The sequence below is a fragment of the Altibacter lentus genome (assembly GCF_000746845.1).
Taxonomy (GTDB): domain Bacteria; phylum Bacteroidota; class Bacteroidia; order Flavobacteriales; family Flavobacteriaceae; genus Altibacter; species Altibacter lentus.
Window position 1 is genome coordinate 2,326,949 of sequence record NZ_KN050846.1, and the last position, 14,309, is coordinate 2,341,257.

Here is a 14,309-nt window from a genome sequence, read left to right on the forward strand (position 1 = left end):
ATTTCATACCTAAAAACAGTCTGATAATCCACATTGCTAACAATTTCAAAGTTGTTAACACAGGAATGAAATCCATTGACAACATCGTATGAAAATATAAAGTCATGTGGATTCTGCCCATTAGCGTTGAACACATCCACGGTTGTGTATGCAAACATATTAGTTTGTGCATTCATTTCTGCAGCCAATAAAAAAATTGACGACATGATAATTAGAAAAAATTTCCTCATAGTTTTGGTTTTAAAGATTAGTACAGATTAATTATTTAACTACTGTTTTTACCATCTTTAAAGGATATGTTGAAATACATCCTACTATTATTAGGGAGTTTTAACTAATTGGGAGAGAGTAACTTTGTTACAAGATAGCAAAAAAATTTGTTTCACGTTTTTAGGCTTGAAGTTTATTTAGTCATTGTAAAAGACAAATAAACCGTATAGCCTAAATCACATACACTTCCTTATTATGCCATAAAAATCTTTTAGTAGAGGAATAATGGTGCTTGGTAAATGCGAATTAGACGGGTTGATTCATGTTATCGTAGTATTCGCTACAAGAGGAAACTCAATACTTTTCTTTAGCATGTTTAGGGAAACGTATGCCCCAATTTTATAGTGTCATAAGTACATTTAAAATTCCAATGAGATAAAATATCGCCAGAAGTGAATAAATACATTACATTTTGTACATTTGAGTCGATATTAAGTGACTTGATAGATTCTATTTACTCGATATAAATTTTATTTAAAAATGTTGTCTTGTGGAAGTGAAAAGAATTAGTAATGTCTTTATAAATTCCAACAAATTTTTACCTCAGATAACAAACTAATTCGCATTATAATAATCTTAAACTTAATATTTGCTAACTTTAGTTGATGACAAAAATTAAAAAAGGCATAAAAAACCAGTCCTCTTTAAAAGTAGTTGACTTCTTCTGTGGAGCAGGAGGGGTAACATGTGGGTTTAAGAATATTGGAATTGAAGTTCTAGGTGGGATAGACATAGACCCACAGTTTGAAAAAACATACGAGGAAAATAATCAAGCGAAATTTCTGAATAAGGATGTTTCTAATTTGGCTCCAGAGAGTTTGAAGGATTTATTACCTATTTTCACCAATCAAGACGACTTGGTGTTTGTAGGTTGTAGCCCTTGTCAATATTACTCTAATCTTAAATCGGATAAGACAAAGTCTAAGAAAGGAAGGCTTCTGTTAGATGATTTTAAAGAATTTGTTCTCTATTACAAACCCGGTTTTGTTTTTATAGAAAATGTCCCTGGGCTTGAAACTAAGAAGGGCAGTCCCCTTCATAAGTTCAAGTCAGCATTAAGACGCGAAGGTTATTCCTTCGATCAGAAAATTTTAAATGCTAAGTATTTCGGTGTTCCTCAAAATAGAAGGCGATTTGTACTTATCGCAAGCAGATTAACGAAGGTACAGTTGCCAAAACAAGTTAGGAGCAAGGATAATACCGTGAGCGTTTCTGATGCTATTGGAGACTACAAGATTTTCCCAGCTGTTAAAGCAGGAAATGAAGATAAATCAAAATTTATTCATTCTGTTTCCAAGTTATCTCCATTGAACTTAGAGCGTGTTCAAAGAACACCTAAAAACGGGGGTAGCCGGAAAGCTTGGGAGAATGATGAGAGACTTCAGCTAGAGTGTTACAAAAATCATGATGGTCATTATGATGTCTATGGTCGCTTGCATTGGAACAGACCTGCTCCTACTCTGACAACAAGGTTTATTTACACCAGTACTGGAAGATATTCTCACCCTGAACAGGACAGAGCACTTTCTTTAAGAGAAGGTGCTACGCTTCAGTCCTTCCCGTTGAATTACAACTTTTATTCACCAAACAAAGGCGCAATTGCTACAATGATTGGAAATGCTGTTCCTCCTAAATTGGCTGAGGCAATTGGAAATTCTTTATTACAACATTGGACTGAATGGCAAAATTTAGAGCAAAGGCAAGAGCAGTAGAACTTTTGGGGAAAGGCCAAATTGCCGACCTACCGACCGCCATTACCGAACTTTGGAAGAATGGATACGACGCCTATGGCGATCATTTAAGTGCAAGTCTCTTTCTTTCTGGTTATAGAGACACACAATCACCTTTTTTTGTCTTAAGCGATGATGGAGTAGGTATGTCGAATTCCGACATTCTTGAAAAATGGATTGTTTTAGGAACCGACTCCAAAACAAGAAAAACTATTCCTGAAAAGCCTTCGTTAGCTACGCTAAACAAAACCCCACGGATGCCAACCGGCGAGAAAGGGATAGGGAGATTATCAGTGGCGTATTTGGGAAATCAAATGCTAATGTTGACCAAGAAAATTAATGAACCGCTACAGGCATTGTTTTTTGATTGGCGCATACTGGAAAACTATCACCTCTACATTGATGACATCGAAATACCCATACGGCCTATCAAAGATGCTTCCGAATTTGATTCTGCTTGGAAAGAATTACTAATGGACTACAAAAATAACTTCCCCTTAAAAGATGATGATCCAAGGCAGGAAAAGTGGGAAGAACAACCTGATCTAAAGACTGAAATACTGAAAGATTTGGGTAACATTAAGGTGCCAACGTACTTTCTATCTGAAGTAATCGAGCCGCTATGTTCCAATACCGCACATGGTACTAAATTTGTGGTTTTTGATCCCATCGATCAATTGCATTTTCTAAAGAATCATGCAAAGCCCGATGAAGAAAATGAGGACACTATCGAATTCATTCGCTCCGGGTTATCTGGTATGTCCAATGTGTTCAAGGAAGAAAAGCCTGTTTTTGACACCTCCTTTCTGATTTATGATTCCGAAATACCAACGGATTTCATTCACCAACGGGAGTTTTTTGATCACGAGGATTTTAAATATGCCGATCACTTGATTGAAGGTTCTTTTGATGATTACGGTGTATTTACCGGTAATCTGAAAATCTACAATGAGGAGGTGAAAAACCATTTGTTTAAACCAAACAAAAAAAAGGCAAAGACCTCTTTTGGACCTTTCCATATTAAAATTGCATCCATTCCCGGGGCGGGTCAGCCAACACTTTTGAACCCGGAGCTATACAAAAAGATGAATGACAAACTGGATCGTGTTGGCGGGTTATATCTATATAGAGATGGATTCAGGATTTTACCTTATGGCCGCAAAGATTGGGATTTTTTACAATTTGAGGAACGAAGAACCAGAGGAGCCGGTCATTATTTCTTCAGTTATCGAAGAATGTGGGGGTACATTGAACTATCTCGGGAGGAAAATAGCCGATTGATTGACAAGGCAGGACGGGAAGGGCTTATCAATAATAAGGCCTACAGAGAATTTAAAGCTACTTTGGTATTCTTCTTCATTGACCTTGCTAGAAAGTACTACGGTAAAAGAGCTGAGTTTGATATAAAAACAGAGCAACAAGAGAAAATTGAGCAACAAAAGCAGGAAGAAGAGAGGGAGAAAGAAGAACGTAAGCAGTTTGTCGCAAACCTTAAAGCGTATCCTAATAAACTTGAAGAGTTACAAAATGAACTCAATCGGTTAACAGAGGAGCTTGAGAAAAAAACTGGTGAATTATTCGAAGGATATGAGAAGATAGAAAATATTTTGGCTCGGATTGATGAAATCAAAATCAAAATAAACGAGCTTCAGCTTGAACCACCCAAGAAATTTATTCCTAATGATTCTCAGCGCAAACAACTTTACGATTACCGAAAGCAACGAGAGTCTATAGAGCGCAAAACAGTTAGCCATGCGAATGCCGTTATTGTGAAAGCGCAAGGTAAGCTTAAAGAAAAAGAGTTGTTAGCCGAATTCCGACGCAAACTTGCAGCCTATGAAGAAGCATTGATATCCATCATTCAGGAATACGAAGAACAACTTCAGATCTCTTTCAATCGTCTGCAAGCCGAATTTCATCAAGAAAAATCCGATGAACTGGAGGCTTTTAGAAAAGAATATGGAGTGATTCAACCTGCCACATCAAATAGAGAAATAATATATTCCAATCTAAAGGCAATAGAGGAAATCCATCAAAGCAGATCACAGCGCATAAAAGATCGAATACAGCCCTTTGTAGAACACCTTTCGCGCTTGTCCATAGGACTGGATGAAGATGCATTGGTAGGTTATTATAAGTTGGAATTTCTCAAACTGCGAGAGAAATGGCAGGAAACACAGGAATTGGCTCAGTTGGGGATTGCCGTAGAAATCATTGACCATCAGTTTAACGCCCTTTATTCGAAATTAGCGAAGATCATAGACGCCATGAAGGGATTCGTTATTGATGGAGAAGATAGTGCAACTACATACGCACTTCTTCGAACCACATTCGAACATCTGGAAAATAACTACAAGCTACTCACTCCACTCTACCGCACCACTAACCGAATACGAAAAGATATTTCCGGGCAGGATATATTTGATTATGTAGAAAAATTCTTTGGGAAAGAATTCCGTGAAAAAGAAATTCATGTGGTCGGTACTCCTGTGTTTTTAAAGGCGTCATTCTTTACATATGAGTCAATTCTAAAACCTGTTTTTATTAATGTAATCAACAATGCAGTATATTGGCTCAATTCGGTTGAAGATCGTAAACTCCTTTTCGACTTCATCGATAATAAAATTGTAATTGCCAATTCTGGAGAACCTATTGACGAGGTTTATATAAAAGAAGGAGATTTATTCAAGGCATTCTTCTCAAGGCGACCCAAAGGTCGAGGGATAGGTTTGTACTTGGCTAAAACGACTCTAAACAGTGTTGGCTATGAAATAACCGCGACACAGGATCCGAAATACAATCAATTGGACGGAGCCTGTTTCCTTATTTACGAAGAAAATCATGAATCCTAATTTTGACACAATTGCTTCGACTATTCTACAGAATTCGATAAAGTCGGCCATTTTTATTGATGATCGAGTGCTCCTGCCATTTGAAGCTAAAACCGATCCCGATATTTTGGACTATAGCAACCTCATAGCCCCATTCGAAGAAAGGGGATGCACGTTGTCCTTTTACCGGTTTGGCAATGAATGGAGAACGAAAGCAAATTTTCTGTTTAACAATAGAGACCTCCTCATTTTGGACTGGCAACTGCGAAAAAATCAAGATACCTATTCGGATACCTTCGCCATACTTCAGGAAGCTGTACAAACCAACAGCCTGCATTTCTGCTGTATTTATACGGATACCAACCCAAATGCTTTTATTGACAAGATTATTTTTCCCGTACTGTACTACTTCGGGTACTGCATAAAATTAACCGGTGCCGAGCTTAGCGTCATAAGGAAGCAATTCATCGGTTTTTGTGATGGGGAAGGCTTGGATTCAGAAGAAGTAATTGCAGTCCTGAACCCATTGTTCAGGGAATATATTCTTTACTCAACCGACTCTACAAAAAAGCGTGAACTAACTAAACAGATACTGGATTATCTGAAAGAGTCATTTTCAGATTTCCAACAAATCAGAAATGGGGTTAGGGAAATTACAGGAGACTTAGGTCGTTCTTTCGCTGCCCTGGCTTATGCTTTTGAAGAACAATCCATTCCAATTTGCGAGATTACACACAGAATTCGCATTAGAAAGACCGAATCCGACAACTGGCGTTTGTATGTGAATAATACGATTATAGCTATTGCTAATAAAGACTCAATTCAAGAACAGCTTTTTTATGAAGAGTTTAAAAACTCCATTGTGGATGAGCACAATATCTTTCTAACCCTCCTAGGCTTGGAAATGCGAAATGCCTTTCGCAAAGGCTCCGGCTTCATTGGAAAGGAATTGGACGAAATAGACGAAACAGCATTCTTCTATCACCACCAAAACATCCAACCCAAAGATGCTTTCTACGAATTTTTAAGGGAATTATGGGTAGATCAAGCTACACACTTTCTTAGTACCGATGAGCCTACATTGTACTCAACTTTGGAAGAATATAAGGCTAACAATAATATCGACAGTAAGGTAAATGATTTTGAACAGCAAATCCAATCCGAACTTATATTTCAAGAGGCTCTTGTTAAGCTCAATAATTTCTACAATCAATTACGATTTAACCCGCAGGGCGAAGAACTATTGAGTTTCGGTGATGTGTTGAAACTCAAAAAAGGGAATAACACCATTGAATATGTAATGTGCATCACTCCGTTGTGTGATTGTGCCGATCCAGTTAAGATAAAAAGACAATACTTTTTTGTAAGATATGAAACAGTAATTGAAAGTTATTTAAATTCCTTGAAAAAGGCTGAAGGAAAGTATATTTCCTATTTACGTTTGGAAGATGGAATATTATGTATAGATTGGGGCGAATGTAAACCGTTTTCAATGTACGTTAGAACTCCTAAGCTTGGTAGTCTTTCAAAAGTGTGTTATCAAAACGAATGGTTCGAATTGGAACATTTGGGTCGTATTAAGGAAAATTTTGCTCAACGTATTGCCAATAAGGCATTAAGCTACCCTGCCAGGGTTGGTGTTTCATTGGCTCAAATTATCTAGTAACCAAAATTGTGAGCGAATTATACACACTGATAGAGACAATAAAACACATCAAGTCAGGAAATCAATTTCAACGATACATTGATTTCATCCAATTCCCCTTTTACCGTAACATAGAAATCGATACACGGATAACTTTTGATTTCCCGTTGACCGTGTTTATCGGTCAAAACGGTTGTGGCAAGAGTTCTTGTTTACATGCCCTCTATGGAGCACCTGACAGATACACTCCATATAAATTTTGGTTCGATACCAAAGTCGATCCCGTAAATTATTATGATGAACAGCGTAAGCGACATTCCTTTTGGTACTCATTTCAGGAAGGCAAACAAACCAAAGAGGTAATTAAAGCGAGAATTAAGAGGCAAAACGATCCGAATTATTGGGAAACCAGCAGACCCTTGGCATGGGCAGGAATGGGGACGAGAAGTAATCGAAATGAGAGAGATAGTCCCATTGTCAAAAATGTAGTTTACCTTGATTTTCGTTCAGAGTTAAGCGCCTTTGATAAATATTTCTATTTTGGTAATCTAAAATTTAGCCGAGCGAGAAATAAACAAGAATACCTAAGAGGGAGATCATCCTCTCTGAACAAAATATTTACAGGTGAGAAGCCCATAATTAACTCCAAAACAAGAGCATTAAATGATCCCTTAGAGACACTATCAGCTAATGAGCTCAAATGGATTTCCTTTGTTTTAGGAAGACAATATGTAAGCGGACTTTCGGTCTTACATGAGCTGTTCAGAAACGAAGGTTATTCCGTGCTGTTTCAAACTAATTTTGCCAAATACTCGGAGGCTGTTGCGGGAAGCGGTGAAATTGCCGTGGTAAGGTTGGTTAGGGAAGTATTAGCTGCAGAAAGCTATTCATTAATATTATTGGACGAACCGGAAGTATCATTACACCCCGGAGCGCAGACCAGACTTAAATTATTCCTACTCAACCAAATCAAGAGCAAAAAACACCAAGTGGTGTTAACCAGTCATTCACCATCCATTGTAAAAGGTCTTCCTAAGGAGGCGATAAAGGTGTTCTATCAGAACCCCGGAAATGGAAGGTTCTTGGTAAAAGAAAACCTTACCCCTGAAGAAGCGTTTTTTTACATCGAATTTCCGATTGAAAACCGAAAGAACATTGTTGTGGAAGATGTACTGGCACAGGAAATTGTTTCCGGGGTATTGAGTAAAATGGGTGAGGAAACGGAAAATCTATTTAATGTAAAGTTCAATCCCGGTGGAGAATCCGTGATCAAAAAAGATTTTATCACTGTCTTTTGTCGAGAACAAAATTCGCAGGACTTCGTGTTCTTTGACGGAGATCAACAGCCAGAGAATTCACATCTCGACTGGAAAACTATTCCAATGGCTGACTTAACTGTTGAAAATCTCAAATCAAAGATTCGAGAACAAACCGGTGAAGAGATTAAGTTTTCTGTTGATGGCAGCCAAGGAGCAGGAAATCAACCCCAACAACTGGAATTACAGAAATTATTTTTGGACTATTATTTGTCCAACGTCTTCTATCTTCCAAAGCAAATTCCAGAGGATATTATTTGGAACGATGTATTCGCAGAAGCCCTGATCAAAGGAGTTATCCAGGATGACACAATAATAGAACAGAAGCTGGTAGAACTCATGACCATTCAAGTAACAAAGCAAAAATTCGCTTTCGTTTCCGACCTGATTCAGGGAGGAAGCAATGCAGAGACTATTTTAAGTGTTCAAAGGCAGTTTTTACAACGATGGTTAAATGCTGAGAATAATGATTTTGTGACTATCAGAGATTATATTTTAGCAATTGTAAATTCTTAGAATATACTTTTAACATTAAGATATATCTTGTAATGAAGATTAGCTTCAGAAAAATTTATTAATTACAAAAAAAGAGGCGGTTTCCCGCCCCTTTTCGCATCATGACTAAGCAATCGTAGCGATCGCTAGGGATTGTGCCCCCTGTAAGGGGTAATACTCGCCATCGGCGGTCTCTTGGAAGAAGAGCACGCCAATTACGCTCAGCGACACCACCGTATCGGGCAGCGCCTCGGTCAGCCCCAGATCCGTGGTCAGGATTGCTTCCTCCGTGGTAGTCACATCCGCCGGGAGCAATTCCCCCAAGGTCACCTGTCGGCTACCGTTCAGTTCTGGTTCCACCGGAACATACGCCTGGAACGCATCATCATACACATGGTCACTCAACAAGGTGGTGGCCAATACAAACTGATAGTGGGTGGTACCCTCCGGCAGTTTCAGCTCGGTCTCCATCTCAAAGGCCGGCACCGTCCAGGTCACTACAGAGCGGTTTGCGTCGATGGAAGGCGCATCATAGAGTGCCGAAAACACACTGTCAAACGCCCGTTCTTTATTGAACTCAAAGCCGTGGAACAACGGTTTGTTCGCCCCCATGATAAAGGAACGCCTGCCCCGTTTCCCGGGTCCCTTAGAACTCATCCGCCTAAAGAGCCCCGTCAGTCGGGCCGAAGTGGTCGTGCCACCCATCCTTTTGATCAACGAACCCAACGATTTCCGCAAGGTCATCGACATCAAGGCTGCCCCTGTAAACTCGTTCATATTCTCACGAGTCCGTTGAAACTTCGGATCGTTCTCGATACGTTGCTTGTTCAAACTTCCTTTTTTCCGAACCAGTTGCTTTCCTTTTCGCTCATAGAACGTTAGATCATCAAAGGTTCCTTCTAACTTGATAAAACTTTTTTGTGTACCCATAATTTCTAGGATTTAAAAGTTAAACATAAATGCCGGTGTGCGAATGCCATGTCAAAAGGAGTCTGCAGCACCCTCCCGAACAGGGCATTTTTTCGAACACCAACAGGTCAAACATAGAACGGCATTTTCAAACATCCAAACACCCCTGTCCGATTTGGCCGCTTTTGGACACACTTTACCGGAATTGTCCACTATTGTCCGTTTTTGTCCGTTTTTGGTCACTTTGTCCGTTTTTGACCGCTTTTTCCAAAATACCTATCCCCAGGCTATCCCCACCTTACCCCCGGGGAGTGAGTAGTGATTGGTGAATGGTGATTGGTGATTGGTGAATGGTTAGTGGTGAGTGATGAATGGTGAGTGGTGAAGAGTGAATGGAATGGTTTTTTCTGTACTTCGGATTAAACAGCTAGCTTTAATTTTTATTGCTAAGTAAGAATATTTATCTAGTTTGAATATTACGATACGAAGGACAACCCTTTTACGCCAGAATATGCACACAAAACTTCGAGATCCAGGAGGCCACCGCCGGTGGCTGACGCGGAGTTTTGGGGGCGGTTCCCGGCATCAAAGGCCGGGAAATTCCTCGTAAAAGGCCTCCTTTTTTTCGTTCTTTTTTTGGAGGAGCAAAAAAAGAAAATAAAAAATAAAAAAAAACAATACTTCTCGATACAATGCACCTCCGGCGCATCACTCGAAGTGACATCTAAATGATTAATTGAAGAACATCCTTTTTATCAGCCTTGCCTCCGACGAGGTGCCAAAGGCACTGAGAGGAAGGCATTTTAAAAAAGCTCGGAGATTCAGTGAGCATAGCGAACGCCGAGTTTTTGCATTGGTTTGGAATGCGTGAGCATTTCAAAATGCCTATGAAATCGAAGATTCACGAGCACCGAAATATCAAATCAAAAAGTGCGAGTAAAAGGAAAAAAGGTACTTTTCGACTGCCTCCGACGAGCATAGCGAGAGGAAGGCACTATTTCTTTTATACCAGCAAATGCGAAGCATTCATGAATTCCTTTAAAAAGCAATATAAACGCATGAATAAAAGAAAGTTGAATAATAGAAGAAAACTGGTTAAAAACAAAAACCTACTACTTCAGCTTTAATTCAGCTTTACTTCGGCTTTAATTCGGGTATACTTCGGCTATACCTTGGCTGTAAGCAAGGTGAACATCGGTCATAAGGCGGCTGCAATAGAAGGCAGTGTACGATCGAAAGCCGCGTCAGAAAAGGGCTTAACACGATGTGACATGTAGGTGATACACTAAAAAACCCCTCATACCTAACATGGCCTTCAGAGACCTTAAAACTGTACGAAAATTCTAGAATGTGTTAAAATTTATACGAAAGGGGTTCAGACAAACGTTTTTTGTTCTATGCGTGCATAGTATATGCGACAAGCCCCATGAAGTTTCACCCGATGCAGATCCACCGCCCCAATGGATGGGCATCCTAAAAAAAGAAAGACATGAGACAACAACGCATTTGTATTTACCACACCGACGTCTCCTTGCTTACCGGCAAGGGAGAGCGCTCCGCCCGAAGGATCATTCAATCCATCAAGCAACACTCCGGTAAAAATGAACATCAGGCCGTGACGGTCTGTGAACTCTCCCAATACCTGGGCCTCGATCCCTTAGTGGTCTATAAGACCATCAACAACCTGCCACTGCTGGAGGAATGGGCGGGAGAGTAGCTTTCTAACGTTTTTTTGCTGCGCTTTGTGTAGCCTCACCTTCTATAACGAAAAAAATTTTAAAAAAGAGGGTAGGGTAAACGCAAGTTGAACTGTTGTACGTATATAGGGATAAGCTCCGTATTTGAAAGTGATCTTATTTTTATGTAACTTTATAAAAAGGCCACAACATGAAAAGACGTAATTTTATTAAGAAATCGGGACAGGCGCTCCTAGCCGCCACCACCATTTCAATTACAGGAAGCCTTATCGCTTCTTGTAGTTCAGACGACGATACATTCTTTGACGACGGCTATTACGGAGATGGCTACTACGACGACGGGTATTATGACGATGGGTATTATGATGATGGCTACTACGATGACGGCTACTATGATGACGGTTATTACGATGACGGCTACTACGACGACGGTTATTACGATGACGGCTATTATGATGATGGTTACTACGACGATTAACCCGTTCAAAAAGGGACCCAACAACACACAATATGAAACGCAGAAAATTTATTAAGAAATCGGGGCAGGCCTTACTGGCAGTTTCTACAGTGTCAATAACAGGCCATCTCATTACCTCTTGTACGCCCGAAAGTTCCGAAGACTTCTTCGGGGACGGCTACTATGGCGATGGCTATTATGGGGATGGGTATTATGATGATGGCTATTACGACGATGGTTACTACGATGACGGCTATTACGATGACGGGTATTACGACGATGGGTATTACGATGACGGATACTACGACGATGGCTATTATGACGATGGCTATTATGACGACGGTTATTACGACGATGGATACTACGATGACGGGTATTACGACGACGGCTATTATGATGATGGCTACTATGACGACGGCTATTACGGAGACGCTCAGGAATTGATCGATATTCTGTTGGACGGTACCTGGTTTGTACAGATGTATATAGACAGCGGAAGCGACCAAACGGCCACCTATGCAGGCTACAACGTCGATTTCATGACCGCCAATAATGTGGTGGCTACCAACGGGTCGAACACCAATAACGGTGTCTGGCTGGTAAGCAGCAACGGACAACAGTTGAACCTGGCCTTTAGCGGCTCACCGTTCGATGAGTTCAATGACGAGTGGGATGTCTTTAGTGTAGAGCCCACCCGCGTGGAGGTCCGTGACGTAAGTGGCGGCGGCGGCGGAACCGATATCCTCGTCTTCGAAAAACTATAATCGGAAGATATATTTCTAACGGGACAGTCCATTTTATCAGTACAGCATCCCTGTTCTTATGAGTGGAGTGTCCTTTTTATTGCGTTTGCATGAGCACAGTTCTATTCTTACATGACACCGGCCTGGCCACCCCAAGAGGCGCCGAACTTACCATAAAACAATTGATCCGCCTGGGTGAGGAGCGGGGGCATACGGTCTTGCTGGACTACCTTAAGGATCTGGAAGATACCAAATCTCATATCCAAAAAGCCGATCTTGTTATTCTGAACAGTACCTCCCGCTGTACCTTCGAACTGGAACTGGTACAACACCTGGTTGAAAACGAAACGCCCTACGTGAAGGTAGAATACGATTACAATTTCTGCATTCGGCGTAATATCCTCTGCACCGTCGACCGAAACGTTCGCAGTTGCTGCCACCCCGATAAGTTCCACTGGTTCCGAAAGCTTTTCGCCAACGCTCGTCTCAATGTCTTTCAATCCCCCAAACACTTCCAGTCACATTACGAATTCTATGGCGAAGCGGTAACCAGTAAATTGATCATGCCGCCTACGGTAGAAGTGTCGCTTTTAAACCCTTCGGAAGAAAAGCAGGACCATACCATTCCTTTTTTCGGAGACCTTAATTATTTAAAGGGCGGACACGAATTTGTCACCTACGCCGAAGAACACCCCGAGACCCGTTTTACTGTCTACGGAAGGAACCGCCTGCGACGGGAGATGCCACAGAATATGAGCTTTCACGATCCTGTTTCCAATGAAGAAGTGCTCGACATCCTCGGAAAGACCAAACGCTTTTTCTGCAAACCGGTATGGCCCGAACCTTCCGGCAGACTCGCCGCGGAAGCCTTCCTCTCCGGTTGTGAGATGATCGCTAATGACAGGGTAGGGACCTTCTCTTTCGATTTTTATCCGAACGACAAGGAACAGGCCAAAAAAGAAATGGAACAGGCTCCCGAGGTCTTTTGGAAATCGGTGGAAGGGATATTGACCACTTCTGAAGCGTCCTCCAAAGCACCTTCTCTGGGGAATGTACTGGTCTATAAGAGTTACGGCGGACTGGGAGATATCTTCTTTGCCATTCCGGCGATCTATAAGATCAAGGAAGTATCCGGGAGTTTACACTTCGCGGTGGCACCCCGTCTGGTGGACTTCTTTGCCAAACACCTGCCCGGTATCAAGGTGGTGAACGAAAAGGAAGTACGGGAACAGGAGGATGGGTATGACCACATCTACGAATTTGGGAATTATCCGGCATTTCGCGGGTACCACCTGCCACACGCTTTAAAATATCCCACCCATAAAAAGGTGAAGCAACACGCCATTCAGCATTATATCGATACGGCGGCCAAGCTGCACAAGGACATCGATAACCATCTGGAACGCTACCCCTACTTTAAAAGCAAGAAGGATTCCACGAACCCTTACTTTGTTGTGCATCATGGTGCCGGCTTCTTACTGAAGATCTGGCCTACCGATAAGTTCGCGGCACTCATAGAACGTCTCGCAACCATTTATCCCCATCTGGATTGCAAGGTCATCATGGGCCCCGACGATCCCGATCTCGCTCAGTATTTCACCAAAGAGCTGCCGCATGTGTCCTTTGTGACCGGGGGTATGCTGGACGTGGGCGAGGCCATGGCAGGAGCACTGTTCCATATAGGGAACGACGCCGGGATCACACACGTAGCGGGGGCCTTTAATGTGCCTTCGGTAGGGATCTATGGTCCCACCGGACCGGGAAGCTGGGGAAGCTTTGCCGAACACAATGAGTTGATCTGGGGAAAGAAAGGGGTCTGTGCCATTCGATGCAACTACGATGTCATCCTCAATTGCGATCATAAGATCTGCCTCAACTCGGTCACGGTAGACCGGGTACTGGAAGCATTGTACAAAGTATTACAACGTGCCTACCCCGAACAGGAAGAGCTGTTGCGGGTCAATCCGCAGGCCACCTTCGACTTCACAGAGAACGACTGCCTTGTGACCCTGGGGGAGAACGAACTGCTGCTGGAATATCACAATGCAGACATGAAGCAGCACATCGAGTCCCTTTTCACCCAACCTGCTTCAGTAAACGCAATGGAAGGAGATTTTGCGCTGGTGGTGGACGTGCTCAAACAACAGCACATTCTTTTTGAAGTACCTACCTTTCAAAGATAGCCTGCTCACTTTTTAGTATCTTTCCGATTCAAA

General features: G+C 41.7%; 9 protein-coding genes. 8 read left to right on the plus strand and 1 reads right to left on the minus strand.

Annotated features, from left to right (window positions below; all coding sequences use genetic code 11):
* Positions 1–875: 875 nt before the first annotated feature.
* Genes JS40_RS10805 through JS40_RS10820 form a run of 4 tightly spaced genes read left to right on the plus strand, consistent with a single transcriptional unit; the run spans position 876 to position 8,308 of the window.
* Entirely contained in the window at positions 876–1,982 is a 1,107-nt protein-coding gene (locus JS40_RS10805; RefSeq protein WP_051957561.1) for a DNA cytosine methyltransferase, read from the plus strand.
* Positions 1,949–4,852, plus strand: a complete 2,904-nt coding sequence (locus tag JS40_RS10810; protein WP_034260475.1) for an ATP-binding protein — start codon at positions 1,949–1,951, stop codon at positions 4,850–4,852. The genes JS40_RS10805 and JS40_RS10810 overlap by 34 nt, the downstream gene beginning before the upstream one ends.
* Positions 4,842–6,494, plus strand: a complete 1,653-nt coding sequence (locus JS40_RS10815; protein ID WP_034260477.1) for a response regulator receiver domain — start codon at positions 4,842–4,844, stop codon at positions 6,492–6,494. The genes JS40_RS10810 and JS40_RS10815 overlap by 11 nt, the downstream gene beginning before the upstream one ends.
* A gap of 11 nt (positions 6,495–6,505) precedes the next feature.
* Complete coding sequence (locus tag JS40_RS10820; RefSeq protein WP_051957563.1) at positions 6,506–8,308, plus strand: ATP-dependent nuclease; 1,803 nt, start codon at positions 6,506–6,508, stop codon at positions 8,306–8,308.
* A gap of 105 nt (positions 8,309–8,413) precedes the next feature.
* Here JS40_RS10820 and JS40_RS10825 read toward each other — a convergent pair whose 3' ends face one another.
* Positions 8,414–9,217 carry a hypothetical protein gene (locus JS40_RS10825; protein ID WP_034260479.1) on the minus strand — a complete coding sequence of 268 codons (804 nt, stop codon included), beginning with the start codon at positions 9,215–9,217 and terminating at the stop codon, positions 8,414–8,416.
* A 1,468-nt stretch (positions 9,218–10,685) separates the two neighbouring features.
* Between JS40_RS10825 and JS40_RS10835 the strand changes: the two genes are divergently transcribed.
* The 4 genes from JS40_RS10835 (at position 10,686) to JS40_RS10850 (ending at position 14,276) form a co-directional block, all read left to right on the plus strand.
* Entirely contained in the window at positions 10,686–10,913 is a 228-nt protein-coding gene (locus JS40_RS10835) for a hypothetical protein (RefSeq protein ID WP_034260483.1), read from the plus strand.
* A gap of 170 nt (positions 10,914–11,083) precedes the next feature.
* Positions 11,084–11,371, plus strand: coding sequence for a hypothetical protein (locus tag JS40_RS15535; protein ID WP_051957565.1), 288 nt, complete (start codon positions 11,084–11,086; stop codon positions 11,369–11,371).
* A 32-nt stretch (positions 11,372–11,403) separates the two neighbouring features.
* Positions 11,404–12,114 (plus strand): hypothetical protein, encoded by a 711-nt coding sequence (locus tag JS40_RS15540; RefSeq protein WP_201770361.1) that lies wholly within the window; start codon positions 11,404–11,406, stop codon positions 12,112–12,114.
* 89 nt (positions 12,115–12,203) lie between these two features.
* Entirely contained in the window at positions 12,204–14,276 is a 2,073-nt protein-coding gene (locus tag JS40_RS10850) for a glycosyltransferase family 9 protein (protein ID WP_034260485.1), read from the plus strand.
* Positions 14,277–14,309 lie beyond the last annotated feature (33 nt).

What these genes read in the sequence shown, in the direction of transcription:
- JS40_RS10835 (WP_034260483.1), top strand. Translation starts at nt 10,686, where the DNA reads ATGAGACAACAACGCATTTGTATTTACCACACCGACGTCTCCTTGCTT.
- JS40_RS10805 (WP_051957561.1), top strand. Translation starts at nt 876, where the DNA reads ATGACAAAAATTAAAAAAGGCATAAAAAACCAGTCCTCTTTAAAAGTA.
- JS40_RS15535 (WP_051957565.1), top strand. Translation starts at nt 11,084, where the DNA reads ATGAAAAGACGTAATTTTATTAAGAAATCGGGACAGGCGCTCCTAGCC.
- JS40_RS10825 (WP_034260479.1), bottom strand. Translation starts at nt 9,217, where the DNA reads ATGGGTACACAAAAAAGTTTTATCAAGTTAGAAGGAACCTTTGATGAT.
- JS40_RS10810 (WP_034260475.1), top strand. Translation starts at nt 1,949, where the DNA reads ATGGCAAAATTTAGAGCAAAGGCAAGAGCAGTAGAACTTTTGGGGAAA.
- JS40_RS15540 (WP_201770361.1), top strand. Translation starts at nt 11,404, where the DNA reads ATGAAACGCAGAAAATTTATTAAGAAATCGGGGCAGGCCTTACTGGCA.
- JS40_RS10815 (WP_034260477.1), top strand. Translation starts at nt 4,842, where the DNA reads ATGAATCCTAATTTTGACACAATTGCTTCGACTATTCTACAGAATTCG.
- JS40_RS10850 (WP_034260485.1), top strand. Translation starts at nt 12,204, where the DNA reads ATGAGCACAGTTCTATTCTTACATGACACCGGCCTGGCCACCCCAAGA.